We start from the raw sequence: 23,181 nt of genomic DNA on the forward strand, positions 1-23,181 counted from the left end.
GCCGCGTGGCGCGCGGCTCGGATCGGCCACGCGGCGACCTCGAAGATCAACGGGCAGAGACCATCTCGGGTAACGCACGGCCGTCGGCACTGCACGGTAACGCCGATGAGCGCGCCCCGCGAGGATTCCCACGCTGAGCGGAACAAATACGGCCATTTGCTTCAAATGCCCTGTGGCCGATCACATCATCCATGCGCGCCCCATTCGAAAGGACGATGCCCGACATTATCGAGTGCGATCGGGCGGGCCGGGCGCATGAGGTTGTTAAGGATCTTGAAAGCTGGCCTGGATACTTTCACTTCGCGTCGGACGGAAGATGTTCGGCTACAACGGAAGTCGCTCCAGATGTTGGTTGCGATGCGGAGGGGAACGATATGAAGAAGTCGCTAGTTACTCGAGTGGGTCAGTCGGCGGACGATTCGTCGGCGCAGCGGGGAAGTCGACAGCCGGTGCGGCTGCTCGGGACAGGAGCCGCGCTGGCCGCCGCGGCAATGGTGATCTGCGCGCCGTCGGCCTCGGCGGCGAGTATGACGCTGGTCAATGGGCTCGTTCAGGGCACGTGTCTGGACGCGCAGACGATGGACGGTGTCACGCTTACGGGGGTCGCTCAAGTCATTACCTGCAACAGTGGACCCGCGCAGCAGTGGATCAGCGGATCCGCCAACAGTCTGCGCAACGGCCTCAACCCGGGTATGTGCCTGGACGCGCAGACGATGGACGGCATCTCCCTGACCGGAGTCGCTCAAGTCATCCCGTGCAACGGCGGCCTCGTGCAGGAGTGGTTCACCGGGCCCGGCAACACTCTCCACAATGGCCTCGACGGAGCCATGTGCCTGGACGGGCAGACGCTCGAGGGTAGGACGCTCACGGGAGTGGTTCAGGTCATCCCCTGCAACGGTGGACCCGCGCAGCAGTGGTGACCGCATACTGCCAGACGTACTCTTCTGCCGCATGGCGCGCTGACCGAACCGGCCAGCGCCGGGAATCGAAAGATCAACTGGCCGTGCCGATCCAAGGCCCGCGGAACGTCCGCTCCTGCCGAATTGCGCGTATCGGACGGGTGTGCTGGTAAACGTGAGTCATGACGGCTGTGACGAGATGACTGCGTGAGGGGCTACCGACCTTGTATTCGCGATGTCGTCATGGTGGTTCGATGAGGCGTTGTCGGCGGGTGCGGCTCGCCCGGTCGGCCGCTATTGCAGACAAGGGGTGGTGGTATCGGAAGCGCTTACGACCATCGTCTCCACCGTCGCATCGGGCGCTCGGAACATGCTGCTGCCCGAGACCAGTTCCGAGCTGCCGAGAAAGGTCAATGTCGAACCGAGTTCGGTATCGTCGCCGGACAGCTTCAAGGTGTGGCGACCCGTCGTGGTGGGCGTCCATTGGACCCAGCCATCCCCGTGGTCGGGGGAGACGATCCGAATCGGCACGCCGTTGTCCGTGAAGGTGAGTTTGCCGTTGCCGGCGTAGCCCTGCGAGTTGTGCGCGATGCCCAGTTCATATGTCTGGTTGACATGGCACGGCCCGTTCTGCACCGCGTAGGTGCGGATCGCGGTCTCCGCCCCAGCCTGCGGTGCGGCAACAACCAACCCTGCTGTAGCGGCAACGAAGGCCGTTACAGCCATTGACTTCACGGAGATCTCCTTGCTTCGGATCCGGCGTCAGTCAACCTAGCATTTGTGAAACATATCTGTTTCGAATTGGAGTTCCGTTGGGGTCGATTGTCGGTGGCGGTTTCGGCGATCGCGTCGACGAAGACGCGCAGGGATGGGCAGCCAGTACCTCGAACACGCGATGTTGCTCCCGCACAAGCGAACTCCACCAGAGGCCATACCATCGTCCGTCTCCAGCACCGACAAGTTCAGCCTCGCCACACGTTTCTGCACCCAACCCAAGTCACTGGCACCAGAGGGCGACTGACAGAATTGGTTAACCAAACCCCCTGGTGTCGACTGGAATCTACCGGAAGTCGCATGCGCGGAACGCACTATCCTGCCGCATACCGCGCTGACCTGATCGGCCAGTCTGAGGACTACGCGGAATGACTTGTCGCCGAGGGCATTGTTGGGCCGAGTAGTCGGCGATGGTGAGAGTGACGACGGTGCGACGGGGCGGCCCGGTCTGGATGGCCGGGCCGCATGGTCAGCGGGTGGTTAAGCGCCGAAGTCGGCGCGGTGGTCTTCGGCCCACTCGGCGAGGGTGCGTCCGGGCTTGCCGGTCACCACGGTGGCGGGACGCACCCGGTCGGGGGTGGTGAGGGTGTCGCTCCAGTAGTCGAGCAGCATCTTCATGATCGGCTCGGGAATGAATTGCGCTGTCTCGGAGCGGAATTCGTCGGCGGTGATCTCGATCAGCGGGATCTCCCGGCCGAGCGCGGCGCTGAGGGTGGCGACCTGCTCGGCGCGGGTGAGCGCCTGCGGGCCGGTGATCGGGATGATCCGGCCGATGTGCTCGTCGGACAGCAGCGTCTCGGCGGCGGCCTCGGCGACGTCGAATTCGTGGATCGGGGCCTGAGCGGACGCCAGGTACGGTGCCCGGATCGGCGCACCCGAGCTGATCTGCCACCGCCATTCGAGCAGGTTGTTGGCAAAGGTGCCGGGGCGCAGGATCGTCCACCCATCGGTGCGCTCGGTGACGGCGGCTTCCACGGCACTGTGGTGCAGGTGGCTCGCCGAGCCGTGGTCACGGGGGAATTCCATCGCCGCGGCCAGCGAGGACAACACCGTGAACCGGCGCACTCCAGCGGCCACAGCCGCGTCCATGAAAGTGTCGACGCCCCGCGCCGGGAATACGAAGGCGCGATCAACACCCTCGAACACCTGCGCCCCGAGGGTCGAGGCGTCAGCGAGATCACCCGCGACAACCTCGACCCCCTCGGGCAGGTTGGCGTCCTCGGGCTTACGGGTCAGCGCGCGGACCGCGACGCCGCGAGCGAGGAGGGTGGAGACAAGGTGACGACCGACGCCCCCGGTCGCTCCGGTGACGAGAACGGTCGGGCGGGAGTTGCGAATCTCTGTGCTGCTCATGACATGAATACTTCCGCTGAAGACCACCCCGCCACATCACGAGAATTCGTTATTTCCCGTACTACCTCGGGGCGCTCAGCTGCACGAGTATCGCGCCGATCAGCATGATCACCGCCCCGGCTATTTGTGTCGGCCCAAGCGACTGGCCGAGCAGTAGCCAGGCCAACGCGGCGGCGACCAGAGGTTCGGCCACGGCCAGCACGCTGGCCGGAGCTGAGGGCAGGTCGCGGAGGGCTCGGAGTCCGGCCAGGTAGGGCAGCACGGTGCCGGCGACGGCGAGGGTCAGCAAGAGCAGCCACACCGGAGCCTGCAGACCGCCCAATACAGCAGGGGCGGTGAGTAAGTGGGTGGGTAGCGTCCACGGCGGGGTGAACACTGACACCACTACTGCGCCGACGGTCAATCCGAGGGCAGTCAACCCGGCCGGGTCGTGCCTGCCGGCACCGTGTTCGCCGAGCAGGAAGTATCCGGCCGAACAGATCGCCGAGCCCAGACCGGCGGCAAGACCGAGCATGTTCAGGTGGGTGCTGTGCCCGAGTTGTGCGACCAGGGCCAAGCCGGTCAGCGCCAATCCGATGCCGAGCCAAACCGGTGCCGGCAGCCGAGTGTGCCGTGTTGTCTGCACCCAGAGCGCGATCAGCACGGGCGCGAGGTTGACCAGCACCATCGCCACTGCGACTGGAATCCGGGCCACCGCAACGAAGAACAACAGTTGCACCCCGGCGACGCCGAGCACCCCATAGCCGAGCAACAACCACAGGTCGGCACGGCGGAACCGCAGCGCCCGCGGCCGCAATACGGCGACGGCCGGGACGAGGAGTATCGCGGCCAATGTGATCCGAACCGACGTCACCGCCTCCGGGGACCAGCCCGTCGCCATCACCGCCTTGGCCACCGGCCCGGAACTCGCGAACAGTGCCCATGAGGTCAGAGCCCACCCGGTCGCCTGGACTCGGATCGGAGGCCGCCCAACCCTTTCCGTCGTCGCCACCGCCGCAGTCTGACCGCGGGATCGCGTACCTGACCACAGAATTTCTGAGGTGCGTCATCGAAGTCGGCCGTTGCGACGCCTACCGGTACGGCCGCTGCTCGACCGAAGGCTCATCGCCGTCGGGCGGGTGGCACCTGCCTGTGGTGGAACTCGGTGACCGGCGGGGCTGGTTCAGACGGTGATGTGGAAGGGCTTGTCGCCCAACGCGTTGTCGGGGGTCAGGGCGTTTGCGAAGGCCGAGGTGACGATCGTGTCCGGAAGCTGAGGCGCGTCGGCCTTGGACTTGCTGCTCTTGATGATCACCGCGATCACGATGATGACGATGACCAGGACCGTGACGATGGCGGCGATCAGCCAGGCCGTCGTGTTCGAATTACGTTGCGGGGGAGTGTAGTTCGGGGGTGGGTTGGTGCGCGGTGCGTAGGCCTGCGGTTGGTTGTACGACGGGGCCGGGGCCACAGCCGGATTCGAAAAGGTTTGCGGCGCGGGTTGATTCGGGTACGCCGGGGTCGATCCCTGCTGATTCGGAGTCGGCTGGTTGGGGAAGGACGGGTTCGACGTGGGCGGGACCGGGTACGCCGGGCCCGGGCTGGGGTAGGACGGGCCCGGGCCCACGAGCGGGCGCGGCGTCGACGGTGTCGGATTCGGCGGCTGCTGGATCACCGGCTGTGGCCGGACGGGAGTCGGTGGGCGCGGGGCGACGACGGGCTGCGGATGCGCGGGGGTCGGCGGGCGCGGGGGCGCGGCGGGGCGGGGCGCCTGGAGGGCGCGTTCGGCGGCGGCGGCGAATTCGACGCAGGAGCGGTACCGGTCGGCCGGCCGCTTGGAGAGCGCCTTGGTGAGGACCGCGTCGATGGTGCGCGGCAGCGCCTGGCGGAGCGGGCTCGCGGGCGGCGGGGGCTGTTGGAGGTGGCCGCGGATGACCGCGGCGGGGCTGGTGCCCTCGAACGGGACTGTGCCGGTGAGGAGTTGGAAGAGCGTGCAGGCCAGGGAGTACTGGTCGGAGCGGCCGTCGAGGGACGCACCGGTCAGCTGTTCGGGCGAGGCGTAGGCGAGCGTGGCGGTGACCGTGCCGGTCTGGGTGAGGTGGCCGGTGTCGTCGCGCAGGCGGGCGATGCCGAAGTCGGTCAGGTAGACACGTTCGCCGGAGCCGGTCTTGGACGACGAACGGGCCAGCAGGATATTGGCCGGCTTCACATCGCGGTGCAGGACGCCCAGACCGTGCGCGTAGTCGAGCGCCTTGGCGGTCTCGCCGATGATCTGGGCCGCGCGCAGCGGCGGCAGCGTGCCGGGGGTGATCGAGGAGGCGTTGATCCCGTCGATGTACTGCATGGAGATCCACAGCTGTTCGCCCTCGTCACCGCGGTCGTACACGGTGACGATATTCGGGTGGTCCAGCCGGGCGACCAGATCCGCCTCGCGGATGAAGCGGGCGCGAATCTCGTCGTCGGCGAACATCTCCTGATTCAGCAGCTTCAGCGCCGTCATGCGCGGCAGCCGCGGATGCTTGGCCAGATACACCGAGCCCATACCGCCGCGACCGAGCTCGCGTTCGATGACGTAACCGGCGAACACATCACCAGAGCGCAAATCAGCCCTCCGAATCTTTTGCCCTCCGCTTCGCTCCGGGCGGGTTCGCGGCGCTGGAGGTCTCGTTCCGCCCTCCTCCGCTCCTCCGCCTCGCTCCCCCGCTCCGTCAGTCCAGAACGAGACGGGCCGCGAACCTTTGGGCTTCCATCATCCAGTGCACCTTATGGCTGGGTCGCCATGTGGTGCGTGCCCATTATGTCTGGCAGTGCAGAGCCTTGTGTGCCCACGTCCCAACATCGCCGCGATCCAGAGCCACCGCGAGCAGGTCGGGGAAGCGGTCCGGAGTGCAGGCGAAAGCGGGCACGCCCAGCGCGGTCAGCGCCGCCGCATTGTCGCGGTCGTAGGCCGGAGCGCCCTCGTCCGAGAGCGCCAGCAGCACCACCACCTGCACCCCGGCCTCCTTCATGGCGCGAATGCGCCGCAGCATCTCCGCGCGGACGCCGCCCTCGTACAGGTCGGAGATCAGCACGAACAGCGTGTCCGCCGGCCGGGTGATGAGCGACTGCGAGTAGGCGATGGCGCGATTGATATCGGTGCCGCCGCCCAGCTGCGTGCCGAACAGCACCTCCACCGGATCCGCCAGCTTCTCGGTGAGATCCACGACGGCCGTATCGAAGACCACCAGCGAGGTGCGCAGCGACCGCATGGACGCCAGCACCGCGCCGAACACCGAGGCGTACACCACGCTCGACGCCATGGATCCCGACTGATCGATGGCCAGCACCACATCCCGTTTGACCGCCTGCGCCTTGCGCCCGTACCCGACCAGCCGCTCGGGCACCACGGTCCGATGCTCGGGCAGATAGTTCGCCAGGTTCTTGCGGATGGTCCGGTCCCAGTCGATATCCCGCAGCTTCGGCCGCGACACCCGCGCCGCCCGGTTCAGCGCCCCGCCCACCGCGGCCACGGTCGCCGCCGCGATCCGCCGCTCGATCTCCTGCACCACCTTCTCCACCACCGTGCGGGCGGTGGCCTTGGTGGTCTCCGGCATCACCCGGTTCAGGCTCAGCAGCGTCCCCACCAGATGCACATCCGGCTCGACCGCCTCCAAAAGCTCGGGCTCGAGCAGCAATTCGGTGAGCTCGAGCCGATCCACCGCGTCCCGCTGCATCACCTCCACCACCGTCGACGGGAAGTACCGGCGGATATCGCCCAGCCACCGCGACACCTGCGGCGCGGAACCCCCCAGGCCGCCCGAGCGCCGCCCGCTCCCGCCCTGCCCGCCGGAATCGTAGAGCGCCCCCAGCGCCCGATCCATCGCCTGATCGTCGGCATTGCCCAGCCCGCCGCCCCCGAGTCCGGCCTCACCGGCGCTGCCGAGCACCAGCCGCCACCGCCGCCCCTGTGCCTCGTCCATCTCGTTCATGACAATCCCCTCGAAAGTTCGGCAACGCCCCGGTTTCGATGTGCGGTCATCCCGCCACTCCGAGGATCTCGGCCGCCCCGCGCATGGCGAGCTCGCCGCGGCCGGTGTCGTAGTCGGTGCCGTGCGCGCCCGAAGCCGTTGGCGCGCCGTGCCGTACAGCCTGGCCGATGGCCTGCCGCTCGCCGGATTCGAACGCTCCGAAGGTCCGGCGCAGCAGTGGCAGGGTCGCGACGAACTGCGCCTCGTCGAGCCCGCACAGCCAATCGTCGATGAGCGACAACAGGTTTCGATCGTGGACCAGGAGCAGCCCGCGCCCGCCCAGGAAGCCGTCGATCCAGGCCGCCTTGTCGGGAGCGGTGCGCCCGACCGACAGCGCCGCGGATAGTCGGCGCCCGGATTCCGCGCCGTCGATGCGCTCGGCATCGCAGAGCAGGCGGACCGCGCGCCCGACGATCCCGCCATTGACGTCATCGCGACCGGCCAGGGTCTCCAGCGTGGACAGCCAAGTCCCGGTGGCCCATTCGTCGTCCCGCGCCGACAGCGCCAGATGCACCGCATCGAGCTGAGCCCGCAGCGCGGCGGACGCGTCGGCATCCAGCCCGGTCACCGCGCCCGGCAGGCCCGCGCAACTGCGAACCAGCAGACTGTCCGCCACCCGCGTCAGCGCCGCGCTGTCCGTGCCGCGCACATCGCCGTAGCGCACGATCCGCAGCAATCTGGGCAGCGCGGACATCAGATGGGTGACGTCGTGATCCAGTGCCGCAACCGATTCCAGCCGCGCGATGAGCCCGTCGGTGGCCCCGCCGAGATCGGCCAGCAGCGCCTCCTCCAGCGCGGACGCCACCTTCCCGACCGTCGCGTCCGGATCCTGCGCCGTATCGAGGATTTTCGCCTCGGCGGCCGACCGCAGCGTGGTGCCCCAGCGCGACGCCTCGACGATCGAGATCGCCAGCTCCGGCCGCCATCGCAGCGTCCAGGTCTCCCGGAAGGTGCCGGTATTGCGCACCTGGCTGTCGGTCAGCTTGCCCCACCCGATACCCAGCAGCCGGAGCCGGTGCAGCAGGCGCGATCTCGCCAGCCCGCCGTCGGTGCGCAGATCCAGATCCACCGTCCGTTCCAGGGCCTGCTGCTTCAGCCGCAGCGTCCTGATCTGGGCCCGCAGATCCGCCTCCAGCGGCACCGTCGGCGTCCCGTCCGGGACCGTCCCCAGCGCCTCGCCCACCACCAGTTCGGTACTGACCAGCCGCAACAACGTCTCGTCACCGTCGCACAGCACCGACCGGGTGGCCTCGGTGACCTCCGACAAACCGGCCAGCGGCCGCCCCCGCAGGGTCGCGAGAGTGTCGGCCAGCCGGACGGATTCGATGATGTGCGCGCTGGACACCGGCAGATCGTGGGCCCGCAGCGTGCCCGCCACCTTGGTCAGCCACCGCGCGATGGGCTGCTCGGTCTCGGTGAACAGGTGGTGGTACCAGCCCGGCGAGGTGATGCCCGCGCCGTAGCCGGACGAGCTCGCCAGCCGCGAATGCGTCCACGGCACCCAGGTCAGCGTGGCCTTGCTCTTCGGCATGCCCTTGAGGATCCGGGCATCGGCCGCGGCCGGGCCCAGCTTGCCCTCCAGTGCCGGCGCGTGCCACGCGCCGCACACCACGGCCAGCCGCCGTGCGCCGTCCTTCAAGGCCTTTCGCATGATCTGCCGCATGTGCGCCTCACGCCGCAACGTGTGCGCGTCCACCGTGATTCGTACCGACTCGATGGAGACCGGTCCGTCCTCCGAGAGCGGTTCGTCCTCCGCCGCTGTCCCGGACCCCTCGACCGGGACAACGGAATCGGATTCCCGGCCGGCGGTCGCGCCGCCCAGGTGCTCGGCGTGCTCCCGCAAGGCGCCCATGGCCTCGTTGACGGCAGCGAAGATATCGGCGTCCGAGGCGGATTCGACGATGGCGTCCCACCAGCGTTCGGCGTCGTCGTACCCGGCGGCGGCCGCCAGGATGGCCAGCGGATCGGTCCGGTCACCGGGCTCGTCCGCGACCGCGAGCGCGACATTCGCGGGCAGATCGCAGAAGCCCACGGCCACATCGTTGTCCACCGCGTACCGCAGCGCCACCCACTCCGGCGAGAAGGTCGCGAAGGGCCAGAACGCGGCCTCGGCCGGGCTGTCGGGCTGATAGGCGAGCAGCGCCACCGGCGGCGACATCCCCTCGGCCGCAAGGTAACCGATGAGCGGATCGGCGTCGGACGGCCCCTCGATGAGGATGGCGTCCGGCCGGAACCGAGCCAGCGCCAACGCGAGCGAGCGCGCCGAACCCGGGCCATGGTGGCGGATGCCGAACACCCGCGTCTCGGTCGATACCGCGACGGCCGTGGTCATTCGTGGACCTCGCGGCAGGCCCGGTAGAAGTCGGCCCAGTCGGGGCGCTGCCGCACCACGGCCTCCAGGTATTCCGTCCACACCACCTGGTCGGCGACCGGATCCTTGACCACCGCGCCCAGCACCGCGCCCGCGATGTCGGCGGGCCGCAGCACGCCGTCGCCGAAGTGCGCGGCCAGCGCGATGCCATTGGTGATCACCGAGATCGCCTCGGCCGTCGACAGCGTGCCCGTCGGCGACTTGAGTTTGGTGCGCCCGTCCTCGGTCATGCCCGAGCGCAGTTCACGGAAGACCCGCACCACGCGCCGAATCTCCTCGGCCGCCGCGGGGACGGCGGGCAATTCCAGTGCGGCGCCGAGCTGTTCGACGCGGCGGGTCACGATGGAGACCTCCTCGTCCTCGCCGGCCGGCAGCGGCAGCACCACGGTGTTGAACCGGCGGCGCAGCGCGGAGGAGAGCTCGTTGACGCCGCGGTCGCGGTCATTGGCGGTGGCGATCACATTGAATCCCTTGGCCGCCTGCACCTCCATGCCCAGTTCCGGCACCGGCAGCGTCTTCTCCGACAGCACCGTGATCAGCGCGTCCTGCACATCGGAGGGGATGCGGGTGAGCTCCTCGAGCCGCGCGATGGAGCCGGTGCGCATGGCGGTCATGATGGGCGAGGGCACCAGCGCGGCCTCGCTCGGACCCTCGGCCAGCAGCCGGGCGTAATTCCAGCCGTAGCGGATGGCCTCCTCGGCGGTGCCGGAGGTGCCCTGCACCAGCAGCGTGGAATGCCCGGCGATGGCGGCCGAAAGGTGTTCCGACACCCACGTTTTCGCAGTGCCGGGCACGCCGATCAACAGCAGGGCGCGATCGGTGGCGAGGGTGGCGACCGCGACCTCCATGAGCCGGCGCGGGCCCACGTACTTGGGGGTGATCACGGTGCCGTCGGCCAGCGTGCCGCCCAGCAGGTAGGTGACCACCGCCCACGGCGACAGCTTCCAGGAGGGCGGACGCGGGCGATCGTCGGTGGCGGCCAGGGCCTTCAGTTCGTCGGCGAAGGCCTGTTCGGCGTGCGGGCGCAGCAGGGCGTCCCGTTCCTGAGTCATGGTCACTGCAGCTCCTCGAGCATTGTCTTGCGGTCGATGAGGTCATGGGCGAGCTGGTCGAAGGCCTGCTCCCAGTACGGATCCGCGCATCGGCGGGCGATGCCGGACACCATGCCCGCCACCGCCACCGGGAAGTGAGCGGACGCCGCGCGGAACAGCGTCCGATAGGAGCCGGGCACCAGGCTTGGCGCACCCGGCCGGTCGGCGCACAGCTGGGCGCGCTCGGTGAGCAGCCGCAGCACGTGCTCGGCCATCGGGCCGGGCCACGGATGCGGCATGGCGCGCAACATGGATTCGATCTCGGCCAGCCAGCTGGAATCCAGGCCACGCAGGTAGCGCACCTGATCGGCCTCCGGCTGGAGCGCGAACAACTCGCGCAGCTTGTCGGTGTCGGCGTCGCGGGCGTCCGAGCCGGAGACGGCCCCGAACAGCGCCCGGGCCCACTCCGGATTCCGTTGTGCCAGCGCGGCATCCGACCAGCCCGCGATCATGGGACCGCGCATGCCCTCGGCCATGGGCACCCGCACCGCCTGCTCGGCCGGGCCGAGCAGCCGCTCCCAGTGCCGCAGCGGCGTGGCGGCCACCACCCGGTGCAGCCATTCGGTGGACAGATCGGGGGCGCCGTCGGCGCGATAGGCGGTGTAGCCGAAGGAATCTCCGACACCGTCGCGCCGGGCCGCCTCGTCGAGGACGCCCGGACCGGTGGTGACCAGCTGCGGCCGCACCGGCCGGGAACCGAAACTCAGCCAGGCCGCGGCCCGGTCGGCCATCCGCCGCGCGAAGGCCGAATCCGGCAGCCGCCCCAGCAGATCCGCGGCCAGCCGGCGCACCTCAGCGCGCCGGTCGTCGAGGGCGGTCTCCAGCAGCGCCTCGTCGTCGAGCGAGAGTCCGTCCGCCAGCACCGCCAGCAGTTCGGCCTTGCCCGGCCCGGACTCGGTGCTCCAGGACGCCGCGAGCGCGGCCCGCGCGGCCGCCGCATCCCGCTGCCGGAGCTGCGACAGCCAGCTGCGCCGCTCCGCGGCCCGGCCGTGCGACCACACGCCCTCGTCCTCGGCGGCGGCCCGCACCAGCGACTTCCAGCCGGGATGCTGTGCGGCCAGCCAGCGACCCCGCGCACCCGCCAGCCGCAGCAGCGGTTCCCGATGCGATGCCAGCGCCTTGGCCCGATCCAGCAGGCCGCTGACCATTCCGTCCGGAGCGCGGAAGTCCCGCGGCCCGGCCAGCGCGAACCACTCGTCGAGGAACGGCGAATTGTCGGCCAGCAGGTGGGTCAGCCGCGCACCCGCCGCGACCGGCAGCAACCGCCGTTCGTCATCGGCCGCGGCCGCACTGCGCTCCGCCGAGGTGGCCGAGACACCGCCGCGTGCGAAACAGTCCTGCAGCGCAATCGATTCCAGCAGGACCGCGGCCCGATCGCCGGTCAACGCGGTCGTCGCGGCGGCGACCGGCGACGCCAATCCCGACAGGTCGGCCTGGCGTCGCGCCGTGCCGACGAGCGCCGCCGAGACCAGCTCGGCACTCGCGGAATCCTCGACGCCACCCCGGATCGGCATCGGATTTCCCTGTGCCACACCAACATCCACCATGGTCCCGGCGGCGAGCGCCGCAACCGGCACCAACCCGCCCACCGTCCACTCGCCGATCACCGTGACCGGATGCCCGCCGGAGAGCCCGAGCAATCGCCACGGCTCGCCTTCGGCGGTCGACACCGGCAGCGCATCGCCACCGGACTCCACGATGTACCAGCCCTTTTCACCCCGAACGGGCACGACCTCGGCAAGGAGCACCGGCCACGACCGCAGGAACGGATCGGCCCCCAGCGCCCGCGCCTGCTCGACGAGAGCACCGGCAATCGTGCCGTTCCGGTCCGGGGGACCGGCCGTGTGCAGCGGGATGGTGGTGAAGGGTTCGGGGATGTCTTCGTGGCGGTCGCCCCAGAGGGCGCGCAGGGGTGTGGCGCTGGGGTAGAAGTGCAGGTTCGCGTCCACCTGGAAGCCGGGGGCCGGGGTGTCGTTCGGGAAGGCGGGGCTGCCGTAGTGGTGGTCGACGAGCAGGGCCCAGCGGCCGGATGTGCGGCCGCGCAACCAGACTCGGCGGGTGTAGAGGCCGTCTTCGGTGGTGATCCGGATGCCCAGGACCAGCCAGCGGTCGCGGACCGCGGGTTCGGCGCGGACCGTGTCGGCCGGCGTGGGGTACCCGATGTGGGTGCGCACGCTGGCCCGCAGGCCGGGGGAGAGGGTGTCGAGGCGGGCGTGCGCGGCGGTCAGCAGGTGCAGGCGGGCGTATTCGCGCAGCAGTAGCCGAGGCCATTCGGAATGGGTGGTGGCGAGCGGCAACTGGCGCAGGGTCGCGGCGATGCCGGGAGCCTGCGCGTCGACCATGCGGGCCGCCACCGTCTCGAAGGCCCGGATCGACCGATCCGACTGCGCGAGGCCGGTGCGCACCTGGTCGGTGAGCCAGATGTCCAGATCGACCAGACCGGCGGCGACCCGGGCGCGGCGCTGATCGGCGGCGGCCCCGGCGCCGCGCGCGGGCTTGGCCTCGGGCGCGGCCTGCTTCTCGGCGCGGGTGGCCCGGCCGGCCAGCCAGTCGGCGGCGAAATCGGCCACGGTGTCGGCGGCGGGCACGTCACCCGCACTCCACGACAACAAAAGGGACAGTGCGTGTTTGCACGGAAACTTGCGACTCGGGCAGGTGCATGTGTACGCGGGCCCCGACAGATCCACGATGGTCTGATACGGTCGGCTGCCGCTGCCCTGGCACCGCCCCCACAGCGCGGTGTCGTGAATGCCGGTGCCGCTCCACTCGCCACGGAGCTTGCGCGCGGCGGTCAGCGATGCGGCGTCCGGTGCGAGCGATCCGACATGATCGGCGGTCCAAGCGGTGGTCATCCATCCCCCCTTCCTCGGTTGAGCAAAGTTGTATCCGAGGGCACCGACAGATCCGAGCCATGAGCGGGCCCGCTCCGACAACCACGAGCGGGCCCGCTCCGACAACCACGAGCGGGCCCGCTCCAACGGCCGCGCGGGGCCCGCCCGGTAAGGTCGCGGACATGCCCCGCGTCGCGATCGAATACTGCACGCAGTGTCGCTGGCTGCTCCGCGCGAGCTGGATGGCGCAGGAGTTGCTCACCACCTTCGCCACCGACCTGTCCGAGGTCGCCCTCATCCCCGGCGAGGGCGGCGTCTTCCGCATCACCGTCGACGGTGACCAGATCTGGGAACGCAAGGCCGACGGCGGTTTTCCCGATATCGCCATCCTCAAGCAGCGCGTCCGGGACCGGGTGGCGCCCGGCCGCTCGCTCGGCCACGCGGACAAGAAGGACACCGAACCGGCGAGCTAGCGGCTCGAGCGGGGTGCCATCGCGAGTTCCCCTCGTCGGGCAGCCCGCCGCCACCGCTGTCCGGAGTCGATGGCACGGCGGATCCTGCGCACCGTGGGTACCTGTGTGAGCAGGTGCAGCTGATACCGCCACGGCATTTGCAGCCCGTGCCGGACCGACATCGCATAGGCGAACTGCACGGCGCCGCGGTCGAGGTACCGGTCGGCGTGTTCGAACCAGACCATGCTGGTACGGGCGGCGGCCTGTATCGGGCGCAGCGCAGCGCGTCGCTGCGCATCGTAATTCTTCAGCGCGTCGGCGACCTCGGCATGCTCGTACAGGTTCTGTGCGAGCACGACAGCGTCGACGATTGCCAACCGGGTGCCCGAGCCGATGGTGAAGTGCGTCGTGTGCGCCGCATCGCCGAGCAGCACCACGTTGCCGTGATACCAGGTCTTGTTGGTCACCTCGGGAAAGCGGCTCCACCTTGCGAATTCGCCTCGTGTCTTGCTGATCAACGAGTGGCCGTCGAGAGGGCGGCCGAATATGTTCTCCAGAACCCGCACGTTCTCCAGGTTGTCCAGAGAATCGAATCCCAGTCCATGCCAAGTCTGCGGTTGGCATTCGACGATGCAGGTGCTGATTCTTCCGGCAATCGACGGGTAGGCATGGAACCAGATCCAACCGGCCGAGGTGTGTTCGAAGGCGAAGGTGAATCGGGTGAAGACCTTGTCCGTACCGAGCCAGATATATCGATTCTCGCCGAGTGTGACCGACGTGCCGAAACGATGATCACCCAGCTGTCGTATCCGGCTGTTCGCGCCGTCGGAGGCGACGATGAGATCGACATCGTCGAAGCCGGTCAGATCATCCACGTCTCGCCCGTGCTGGACGTCGACGCCCAGGTCCCTCGCCCGTCGCGAAAGGACGTCGAGCAAGGCCGCGCGCCCCATGCTGAAGCCGTAGCCCGCGAAATGCGCGGTCTCGTTGTCGCGCACATGGATTGCCTGTTCACGCCATACGACCGACCCGGCACGCACCGCCTGGGCGCTGTCGGGGTCATTCCGATACAGAATGTCGAGCAGGTCGTCCCAATACACGACGCCCCAGCCGTAAGTGGACCCGGGAGGATCGCGGTCGATCACCGTGATGTCATGGGCCGGGTCGCGTCGCTTCATCGAAATAGCGAAGTACAACCCGGCCGGCCCGCCACCGACACACACGATCTTCATCTCGTCACCGGCTTCAGCCGAGTTGGTCGAACCTGGCTTCACAGGGGTGGTACTCGATGCGACCGAGCCCGGCACGCTGTGCGTGTCCGGGCTCGATCACCGGCGCTAGAAGCTGCCCCAGCCACCCCAGCCACCCCAGCCGGGTAGCCACCAGCCGGGATTCCATCCCCAGCCATTGCCGCCACCCCAGCCATTGCCGCCACCCCAGCCGTTGCCGCCACCCCAACCCCAGCCGCCACCGCCACCCCAGCCGTGGCCGCCACCCCAGCCGGGGCCATTTCCCCAGCCGTGGCCGCCACCCCAGCCACCACCGCCACCCCAGCCGCCACCGCCACCCCAGCCGTGGCCGCCGCCCCAACCAGGGCTGTCGACTTGCTGGGTTGCAGACGTTGGCGTCGTTGCTTGCGCGGTAGGCGCTTTTGCCGCGGCTGCGGCGGCCGGAATCGCGGCGAGCACGGCTATACCGGCGGCAGCCGCCAACCGGGTGAACCTTGTGCGTGAACTCTTTCTCTCGGTCATGATAGGGCTCCAGAAATGCTGTCCCGACCTGCTGGAAGTCTACGCGGTTTCGCTGAACTCCAGAAGTCATCGCATTGGCCCATCTATAATGCCCGCCGCGTCCCGCAGGCCGCCGGGTCAGCTACAGCAGCCGCCCCCACAGCAGCCGCCACCGCTCGACGGGGCCGGCGCGGGTGCGGGGGCGGTGCCGCCGCGGGTCACGGTCCCGAAGGTGGTCAGGAGTTTGACGGTGTCATCATGGCCCTCCGGGCACGTCGCAGGGGCGGACGCCTCGGCCATGGGACGGGTCAGCTCGAAGGTGTCGCCGCAGCTGCGGCATCGATACGCATAGCTCGGCACCCGCCCAGCGTAAACGACGCCCGGGCGTACCGGCGGCGCGCTGAGGTCGATCCCGCGGTGCACCGGGGACCACCCAGTACCCTCGATTTACGGAGTACGAGGAGGTGTGGTGTGAGCACTCGATTCTTCGGCAGGCTGTCGGAACGTGATGGCGCGCCGGTTGCGCGGACCGCGAACGGCGAGGTGTCCGGGGTGCTGGACGGTGCAGTGGCGCTGTGGCGCGGCATTCCCTACGGCGCCAGCACGGCCGGGCCCAATCGCTTCCGATTGCCCCAGCCCCCGCAATCCTGGACCGGCGTCCGCGAATGCGTGCGCGTCGGGGACGTCGCCCCGCAGACCCCGGGCTTCGTGCCCGTCGACGCCAACCTGCGCATGGGCGAGAACTGTCTCTGGCTCAATCTCTGGGCCCCGGTCGCCGACGCGGACGAACTCCGCCCGGTCCTGGTGTGGCTGCACGGCGGGGCCTTCTGCTTGGGCACCGCCGCCCAGGCCATCTACGACGGGCGGCGGCTGGCCGAGACCGGTGACGTGATCGTGGTCGCGGTCAACTACCGGCTCGGCGCACTGGGCTTCCTCGACCTGTCCTCGCTCGGTGAGGAATTCGTCCCGAATCTGGGCCTGCACGACCAGATCGCCGCCCTGCAGTGGGTGCGCGACAATGCCGCGGCCTTCGGCGGCGATCCGGGCAATGTCACCGTCTTCGGCGAATCCTCCGGTGCGGGCTGCGTCACCGCGCTGCTCACCTCACCGCTGTCGGCGGGCCTGTTCCACCGCGCCATCGCCCAATCCCCGCCCGCCACCACGGTTTTCGGGCCCGAACGCGCCGCCGTGGTGGCCAAGCGCTATCTGGAACTGCTGGAGCTGACCCCCGACCATTCGGCCGAGCTGCTCACCATGCCCATCGAACGCATCGTGACCGCGGCCGGCGCCCTGCTCGACGAGGTGCCGCTGCGCGAACCCGGCCGGCTGGCCGCCGCGCCCGTGGTGGACGGCAACCTGCTGCCCGCGTACCCGAGCGAGCGCTTCCAGCAGGGCCGTTCGCACCGGGTGCCGCTGATCATCGGCACCAACAAGGACGAGGCCTCGCTGTTCCGGCTGTTCCGCTCGCCCATCATGCCGGTCACCCCGGATGCGGTGAACGCCATGCTGCGCGGGGTGGCCGCCGAACACCCCGGCCTGTCACCGGAGCGGCTGGCCGAGATCGCCTCCGCCTACGAGTCCAGCACCCCGCGCGGCGCGCTCACCATGTCCACCGACGCCGCCTTCCGCATGCCCTCGCACTGGGTGGCCGACGCGCATTCGGCGCACTCGCCGACCTGGATGTACCGCTTCGACCACGCCACCCCGATGCTCAAGGCCGCCCGGGTCGGCGCCGGCCATGCCACCGAATTGCCCTATGTCTTCGGCAATTTCGGCTCCTTCGACTACGACCCCACCTTCTGGCTGGGCGGACGCAAAGCGGCACAGGAGGTTTCGGGCCGGATGATGCGCCGTTGGCTGGCCTTCGCCGAATACGGCGTGCCCGCCGCGATCGACGGCTCCAAGCACTGGCCGCCCTACAGCGCCGCGACCCGCACCACCCTGGTCATCGACAATATGGACCGCGTCATCGACGACCCCGACCGCGATCGCAATACCGTGTGGGGCGACGACGTGGTCGGGTTCTACTGAGCCACAATCGATCACACGGTAGGCCGCAGTCGGTCACACGGTGGCGGTCGCGCGCCGCCCCAGCCGGGCGGGCATGTGCGCGTAGCCGTGCAGGGTGTAGAGCCGGCGGCGTTCGGGCGAGCCCGCCAGGGTGAGGTCGGGGAAGTTGTCGAACAGCGCGCGGAGCGCGTACGCGCCCTCCATCCGGGCCAGGCTCGCGCCCAGACAGGTGTGGATGCCGCTGGAGAACGTCAGGTGCTCGCGGGCGTCGGCGCGGGTGATGTCGAAGCGGTTGGGGTCCTCGAACTTCTTCGGATCCCGGTTCGCGCCCGCCAGCGACATCACGAGCACCGTGCCCGCCGCGAGCCGGAAATCACCGACCTCGGCGTCGCACAGGGCGATTCGCGCGGTCATGGTGACCGGCGGGTCGAAGCGCAGGATCTCGTCCACGGCCTGCGGCCACAGGTCCGGGTCCGCGCGCAGCATGGCCAATTGATCGGGATGCGAGAGCAATTGGACGACGCCGTTGCCGATCAGGTTGACGGTGGTCTCGAACCCCGCGCCCATCAGCAGGCTCGCGGTCGCCTTGAGCTCGCGCTCGTTCAGTTCCCCGGCCGTCACCAGGCTGGAGAGAATGTCCTCGCCGGGCGCGCGCCGCAGCTCGGCCAGGTGCTCGTTCAGATAACTGTCCATGACGCCCATGGCCGTGTAGGCATCACGCCAGGACCGCCAGGAGATGCCGATGTCCAGCAGTGGGCTGGCCGCGTCACCCCAGCTGAGGAACTCGTCGCGGGAAGTCTGCGGGAAGCCCAGCATCTCGGTGATGATGGCGATCGGCACCTGCTGGGCGAATTCCGCGATGAGATCGGCGGAGCCGTTCGGCGGCAGCGCGTCCAGCAGTTCGGCGGTCACCGACTCCACCCGATCGCGCAGCCGGCCGACGGCGCGCGGGGTGAAGGCCGCCGAGACCGACTTGCGGATGCGGGTGTGATCCGGCGGATCGATCATCAGCATCGACGGCGGTTCGACCGGATTGGGCGGGGTCTGCGCCCGCTTCAGCCGATCGCGCAGCCACGCCGGCATATCCACGCCATCGGGCCCGAATGCGCCGAAGCGATTGTCACGCAGGATGGCCCGGGTCAGCTCGTAGTCGGCGGTGGCCCAGGTGTACGGGTTGTGCACCAGGCGGCCGCGGCGGCGAATCTCCTCGATCTGCGGGTACGGGTCGTGCAGCGCGTCCGAGGTGGTGATCAGTTTCGCGAACGGGTTGTCCTGCCGCGCCTGCAGTCGCAGCGCCCACCGCGGGGCGCCGTGCTCGACCAGCCACCGGGTCCAATATCGCGGGCTCATCATCGCGGGACTCCCTCGTCGTCGGATGACTCCACCGTACGGAAATCGCCGCGGACGAGAAACATCCTGAAGAGGGAAAAGGCCCTCCTACCGCGGTAGGAGGGCCGTACTCGGAAAGGCGTGCTCAGCGGCGCTGGGCGGTCACCCGCTCCGACGTCAGGCGGCGTTCCTGGGAGGCCGGGTCGGGATTGGCGACCTGGACCAGCGAGGCGCCCGCGGCCAGCACCGCCACGAACCCGTCGACGAGTTCGGCCGGGGTGTCCCAGGACGCGGTCGACAGCACCCGGTCCTCGGTGGTGAAGCCCTGGCGGGCAGCGGATTTGCGGGCCTCGTCGAGGACGGCGGAGACCGAGGTGCCGTCGAGCGCGCAGCCGATGCCACGCGGATGGAACTGGTCGCCGTGCACGCGCACCGAGGTGGCGTAGTCGGTGACGCCGATCGGCAGATCGCGCACCGGCAGGCCCATCGGATCCAAGGAGAGGGCGGCGACCTCCGCGATCCCGTCGGCCTCGTCGATGCGGTCGGCGGTGACCAGCGCCAGCTCGGCGTCGGGATCGGCGTGCAGCACCACCTCCACACCCGCCCACCAGCAGCCCAGCAGCACGGCCGCGGTCTGCCAGTGCGCCGGGAGCAGCACCGCGACCCGGGCGCCGGAGGACAGCCCGAATTCGTCGCGAATCATATTGGCGGTCTTGGCCGCCCAGTTGGCCAGCGTCAGCGCGGACAGCTCGATTCGCGCGCCGGTGGCGTCGTCGTAATAGGTGATGCGCGGGCCCGCGGGGTCACGGGCGAGGATGGGGTCGAGTACCGCTTCGGTGAGGGTCTCGTTCAGTTCACGCATTTCGGTCCGTTCGTACCGGCGTCGATGGGTGGGGCGGGCGGCACCGGCGTCGCGGTCGTACTGCTTCCGGAGAAGTCGAAGGTGGCGCTGCCGGTCGCCGAACCCGGACCAGCGTAGTCAGTCGCCAGCACCACGCGAACCGCGCCCTCGGGCAGTCCCGACTCCGCCATCACCGGCACCCCGCCCAGCGCCTGCGCCACCGCCCGCGCCTTGGCGTCGCCGCTCGAGGCCGCCAGCACCCGGCTGCTCTGGATCGGGCCGCCGATCCAGTTGTCCACCGTGCCGGTGCGGAATCCCTTGGCCGCCAATGCCTGCGCCGCCTGCGCGGCCAGGCCGGCGGTGCCCGAGGCGTTGTAGACGTCGACGGTCACCGTGAACGGGTCCACCCCGCCCTCGCTCGGGGCGTCGCCGACCGCCTTGGCCACGTACTTGTGCACCGCCGCCGGATCCACCCGGACCACGGATTCGCCGTTCTCGGTCCAGCCGTTGAGGTCCTTGACCGGGATGGTCTCGAACTTCACCTGGCCGCCGGACAGGTCCTGCAGCTCGTGCAGGAAGCCGAGCACATCCCAGCCGTCGTCGAGCACGACGGTGCGGCCGACGGCATCGCTGAGATCCTTCAGCCGGCTGGGACTGGTGAGCGTCTTGGCACTGAGCACCTGGTGCACGAGCTGCGCCATGTACACCTGCTGGCGCACGATCCGGTCCACGTCGCCGCGTGGCAGCTGGTGGCGCTGGCGCACGAAGCTCAAAGCGTGTGCGCCATCGAGCTTCTGCTCCCCGGCGGGGAAGTCCGCGCCCGAAAGCGGTTCGTCCACCGGATTGTTCAGGCACACCTCGACGCCGCCGACGGCATCGGTGAGCAGCACGAACCCCAGCAGCCCGACCTCGGCGTAGTGGTCGACGGTGATGCCGGTGAGGTTGGCCACCGTCTTGACCAGCGCCTGCCGCCCGGCCTGCGTCGACTGACGATCGGCCTCGGCCGGATCGGTGCCCTTGTCGATCAGCTTCTGCTCCGTGGTCGCCTTGGTGATGCCATAGGCGGAGTTGATCTTTCCCAGGCCCAGCCCAGGGATGTCGACGTAGGAGTCGCGGGGGATGGAGATGGCGGTCGCCGAGCTGCCGTCGTTGGGCACTCGGATGAGCACGATGGTGTCGGTGTTGAGCCCGCCCTCGCCGTCGTCGCCGGCGTGCAGCATGGCCAATTCGTCGGCGGTGAGCGAGTTTCCGTGGGCGTCGGTGCGGGAGTCGATGCCGACCATGAGGATGTCGGTCGCGCCGTCGGCCTTGTCGCCGCCGAGTCCCAGATTGCCGATTCGCTCGATGCCCGCCACCAGCTGATCCACGCTGTGCCAGCCCAATCCGGTCACCGTCAGCACCAGCACCGAGAGCACGGCGGCCACCACGCGGCCCGGACCGCCGCCCCATAGCTCGCGCGATCCCCTGCCGGAGCGCGGCGATAGCGGCGCGGATGCCCAGGTGCGGTCCGGCAACCCGATCTCCCTTTCGCGTTTTCGGCCGAGCGGACCCCGACGAGCGAGGTCGCGTCGATGGGAAGGCCCCCGCCAGTCAGGCTAGTGGCGGTAGCGGTGATGTTGCAGTATCGCCGGCTCCGTGAGTCGTGCGGGGTCCGTGCCAGACTGAGAGCCGTGACCGCCCATGACGTGAGCCCGCCCACCGGCCGACCGCGCCCGGATTCCGCGCGACTGCTGGTGACGGGGGCGCGCGGTCAGCTCGGGCGCGCAGTGATGACGCTCGTGCCCGGCGCGCGTGGCGTGGCCCACACCGATCTCGACATCACCGACGCCGATGCCGTGCGCAAGCTGGTGAATCCCGGTGACGTGGTGATCAACTGCGCCGCCTACACCGCCGTCGACCGGGCCGAGACCGACGTGGACGCCGCCTTCGCGGTGAACGCCACCGGGCCGGGCGTGCTGGCGCGGGTGTGCGCCGAGAACGGCGCGCGGCTGATCCACGTCTCCACCGACTACGTCTTCCCCGGCACCGGCACCCACCCGTACGAACCCGACGATCCGACCGGACCGGCCACGGTCTACGGACGGTCGAAACTGGCTGGGGAGCAAGCGGTTCTGGAGTTCGCGCCCGAGGCGGACATCGTGCGCACCGCGTGGGTCTACACCGGCGCGGGCACCGACTTCGTGGCCACCATGCGGCGGCTGGAAGGCGAGCGCGACACCATCACCGTGGTGCGCGATCAGATCGGGTCGCCCACCTATGCGCGCGATCTCGCGGCCGGCCTGCTGGAATTGGCGGGCCGGCCCGGCAATCCCACTACACCCCGAATCCTGCACGCCACCAATGCCGGACAGGCCAGTTGGTTCGAGCTGGCCCGGGCCGTCTTCGCCGGCCTCGGCGCGGACCCGGAACGCGTACTGCCCTGCGGCACCGAGGATTTCCCGAGACCCGCTCCGCGCCCGGCATATTCGGTCCTTTCAGGCAATTCGTGGGCCGCCGCGGGCCTGTCGCCGCTGCGTCACTGGAAGCAGGCACTGAACGACGCACTGACCGCCATCTCCGACTATCCTGGGCCCCCGTGAGCCCCTCGGATTCTGTCGGACAACCCCCCGCCGCGGAGAAAAAACCGCAGCTGGCCGTCGTCACGGTGACCTACTCGCCCGGCGAGCACCTGGAACACTTCATCAGCACACTGGCCACCGCCACCGGTGAGAAACCGCAGGTCATCCTGGCCGACAACGGCTCGGTGGACGGCACCCCGGAAATGGCCGCCGAGGCCAACGCCCATGTACGCCTGTTGCGCACCGGCGGCAATATCGGCTACGGCGGCGCCATCAACCGCGCGGTCGCCGAGATCGACCCGGACATCGAATTCATCGTCATCGCCAACCCGGACGTGCGCTGGGGCACCGACTCCATCGACGAGCTGCTGGCCGCGGCCCGCCGCTGGCCGCGCGCCGGGGCCCTGGGCCCGATGGTGCTAGAGCCGGACGGCAGCACCTACCCGTCCGCGCGCTCGGTGCCCGGCATCGCCGACGGCGCCGGTCACGCCATCCTGGGCAGCATCTGGCCCAAGAACCCGTGGACCCTGCGCTATCGCCAGGACAACGAGGAGATCTCCGAGCGTTCGGTCGGCTGGCTGTCGGGCTCGTGCCTGCTGGTGCGCCGGGCCGCCTTCGACTCCATCGACGGTTTCGACTCCCGCTACTTCATGTACATGGAGGACGTCGACTTCGGTGATCGGATGGGCAAGGCCGGCTGGCACAATGTCTTCGTGCCGTCCGCGGAGGTCACGCACGCCAAGGGGCATGCCGCGGGTCGTCACCCGGAGACCATGCTGCCCGCGCACCACGCCAGCGCCTATCGTTTCCAGGCCGACCGGCATCCGCACTGGTGGCAGGCTCCGCTGCGCATCGCGCTGAAGGCTGGACTTGCGATCCGATGCCGGCTTGCGGTTCGATCCGCACTGCGCGAACGTGATCGAAATGAGAGTGTTTAACATCACGGGCGCGCATTC

The 23,181-nt window shown here is 69.4% G+C and carries 19 protein-coding genes; 5 read left to right on the top strand and 14 right to left on the bottom strand.

What is annotated here, in order from left to right; all coding sequences use genetic code 11:
* Positions 1–215: 215 nt before the first annotated feature.
* The gene (locus tag ACWEQQ_RS36860; RefSeq protein ID WP_452351486.1) at positions 216–920 is read left to right on the top strand and encodes an RICIN domain-containing protein; all 705 of its coding nucleotides are present in this window, start codon (positions 216–218) and stop codon (positions 918–920) included.
* A gap of 273 nt (positions 921–1,193) precedes the next feature.
* Here ACWEQQ_RS36860 and ACWEQQ_RS36865 read toward each other — a convergent pair whose 3' ends face one another.
* The 8 genes from ACWEQQ_RS36865 to ACWEQQ_RS36900 all read right to left on the bottom strand — a co-directional run bounded on the left by ACWEQQ_RS36865 (position 1,194) and on the right by ACWEQQ_RS36900 (position 13,326).
* Positions 1,194–1,634, bottom strand: a complete 441-nt coding sequence (locus ACWEQQ_RS36865; protein WP_452351487.1) for a hypothetical protein — start codon at positions 1,632–1,634, stop codon at positions 1,194–1,196.
* Between the two features lie 519 nt (positions 1,635–2,153).
* Positions 2,154–3,026 (bottom strand): SDR family oxidoreductase, encoded by an 873-nt coding sequence (locus tag ACWEQQ_RS36870; protein ID WP_452351488.1) that lies wholly within the window; start codon positions 3,024–3,026, stop codon positions 2,154–2,156.
* Between the two features lie 61 nt (positions 3,027–3,087).
* Positions 3,088–4,017: an EamA family transporter gene (locus ACWEQQ_RS36875; protein WP_452351489.1), complete on the bottom strand. Its 930-nt coding sequence runs from the start codon at positions 4,015–4,017 to the stop codon at positions 3,088–3,090.
* Between the two features lie 171 nt (positions 4,018–4,188).
* Positions 4,189–5,607, bottom strand: a complete 1,419-nt coding sequence (locus ACWEQQ_RS36880) for a protein kinase domain-containing protein (protein WP_452351490.1) — start codon at positions 5,605–5,607, stop codon at positions 4,189–4,191.
* 193 nt (positions 5,608–5,800) lie between these two features.
* Positions 5,801–6,973, bottom strand: coding sequence for a VWA domain-containing protein (locus tag ACWEQQ_RS36885; protein ID WP_452351491.1), 1,173 nt, complete (start codon positions 6,971–6,973; stop codon positions 5,801–5,803).
* Between the two features lie 46 nt (positions 6,974–7,019).
* Positions 7,020–9,344 carry a DUF5682 family protein gene (locus ACWEQQ_RS36890; RefSeq protein WP_452351492.1) on the bottom strand — a complete coding sequence of 775 codons (2,325 nt, stop codon included), beginning with the start codon at positions 9,342–9,344 and terminating at the stop codon, positions 7,020–7,022.
* A complete protein-coding gene (locus ACWEQQ_RS36895; protein WP_452351530.1) occupies positions 9,341–10,435 on the bottom strand; it encodes an ATP-binding protein in 1,095 nt (364 codons plus the stop codon). Before ACWEQQ_RS36895 ends, ACWEQQ_RS36890 begins: the two co-directional genes overlap by 4 nt.
* A gap of 2 nt (positions 10,436–10,437) precedes the next feature.
* A complete protein-coding gene (locus ACWEQQ_RS36900; protein WP_452351493.1) occupies positions 10,438–13,326 on the bottom strand; it encodes a DUF5691 domain-containing protein in 2,889 nt (962 codons plus the stop codon).
* A 161-nt stretch (positions 13,327–13,487) separates the two neighbouring features.
* On the opposite strand from ACWEQQ_RS36900, the gene ACWEQQ_RS36905 reads away from it, so the two are divergent.
* Positions 13,488–13,778 carry a SelT/SelW/SelH family protein gene (locus ACWEQQ_RS36905; RefSeq protein ID WP_354833890.1) on the top strand — a complete coding sequence of 97 codons (291 nt, stop codon included), beginning with the start codon at positions 13,488–13,490 and terminating at the stop codon, positions 13,776–13,778.
* Here ACWEQQ_RS36905 and ACWEQQ_RS36910 read toward each other — a convergent pair.
* The 3 genes from ACWEQQ_RS36910 to ACWEQQ_RS36920 form a co-directional block, all read right to left on the bottom strand.
* Complete coding sequence (locus tag ACWEQQ_RS36910) at positions 13,775–14,935, bottom strand: FAD-dependent monooxygenase (RefSeq protein ID WP_452351494.1); 1,161 nt, start codon at positions 14,933–14,935, stop codon at positions 13,775–13,777. The two genes, ACWEQQ_RS36905 and ACWEQQ_RS36910, sit on opposite strands and share 4 nt — an antisense overlap.
* Before the next feature lie 159 nt (positions 14,936–15,094).
* The gene (locus ACWEQQ_RS36915; protein ID WP_452351495.1) at positions 15,095–15,508 is read right to left on the bottom strand and encodes a hypothetical protein; all 414 of its coding nucleotides are present in this window, start codon (positions 15,506–15,508) and stop codon (positions 15,095–15,097) included.
* A 117-nt stretch (positions 15,509–15,625) separates the two neighbouring features.
* Positions 15,626–15,847, bottom strand: coding sequence for an FmdB family zinc ribbon protein (locus ACWEQQ_RS36920; protein WP_354833894.1), 222 nt, complete (start codon positions 15,845–15,847; stop codon positions 15,626–15,628).
* 111 nt (positions 15,848–15,958) lie between these two features.
* Between ACWEQQ_RS36920 and ACWEQQ_RS36925 the strand changes: the two genes are divergently transcribed.
* The gene (locus ACWEQQ_RS36925) at positions 15,959–17,518 is read left to right on the top strand and encodes a carboxylesterase/lipase family protein (protein ID WP_452343339.1); all 1,560 of its coding nucleotides are present in this window, start codon (positions 15,959–15,961) and stop codon (positions 17,516–17,518) included.
* Between the two features lie 33 nt (positions 17,519–17,551).
* Here ACWEQQ_RS36925 and ACWEQQ_RS36930 read toward each other — a convergent pair whose 3' ends face one another.
* The 3 genes from ACWEQQ_RS36930 to ACWEQQ_RS36940 all read right to left on the bottom strand — a co-directional run bounded on the left by ACWEQQ_RS36930 (position 17,552) and on the right by ACWEQQ_RS36940 (position 21,094).
* Entirely contained in the window at positions 17,552–18,847 is a 1,296-nt protein-coding gene (locus ACWEQQ_RS36930; RefSeq protein ID WP_452351531.1) for a cytochrome P450, read from the bottom strand.
* A gap of 124 nt (positions 18,848–18,971) precedes the next feature.
* Positions 18,972–19,688: a TIGR03089 family protein gene (locus ACWEQQ_RS36935; protein WP_452351496.1), complete on the bottom strand. Its 717-nt coding sequence runs from the start codon at positions 19,686–19,688 to the stop codon at positions 18,972–18,974.
* Positions 19,676–21,094 (bottom strand): LCP family protein, encoded by a 1,419-nt coding sequence (locus tag ACWEQQ_RS36940; RefSeq protein WP_452351532.1) that lies wholly within the window; start codon positions 21,092–21,094, stop codon positions 19,676–19,678. The genes ACWEQQ_RS36935 and ACWEQQ_RS36940 overlap by 13 nt, the downstream gene beginning before the upstream one ends.
* Before the next feature lie 243 nt (positions 21,095–21,337).
* Here ACWEQQ_RS36940 and rfbD point away from each other — a divergent pair, with 243 nt between their 5' ends.
* The gene (gene rfbD / locus ACWEQQ_RS36945) at positions 21,338–22,246 is read left to right on the top strand and encodes a dTDP-4-dehydrorhamnose reductase (protein ID WP_452351497.1); all 909 of its coding nucleotides are present in this window, start codon (positions 21,338–21,340) and stop codon (positions 22,244–22,246) included.
* Positions 22,243–23,163, top strand: coding sequence for a glycosyltransferase family 2 protein (locus tag ACWEQQ_RS36950; RefSeq protein WP_379394200.1), 921 nt, complete (start codon positions 22,243–22,245; stop codon positions 23,161–23,163). The genes rfbD and ACWEQQ_RS36950 overlap by 4 nt, the downstream gene beginning before the upstream one ends.
* The last annotated feature ends 18 nt before the right edge of the window (positions 23,164–23,181 follow it).

The organism is Nocardia sp. NPDC004123 (assembly GCF_053603795.1).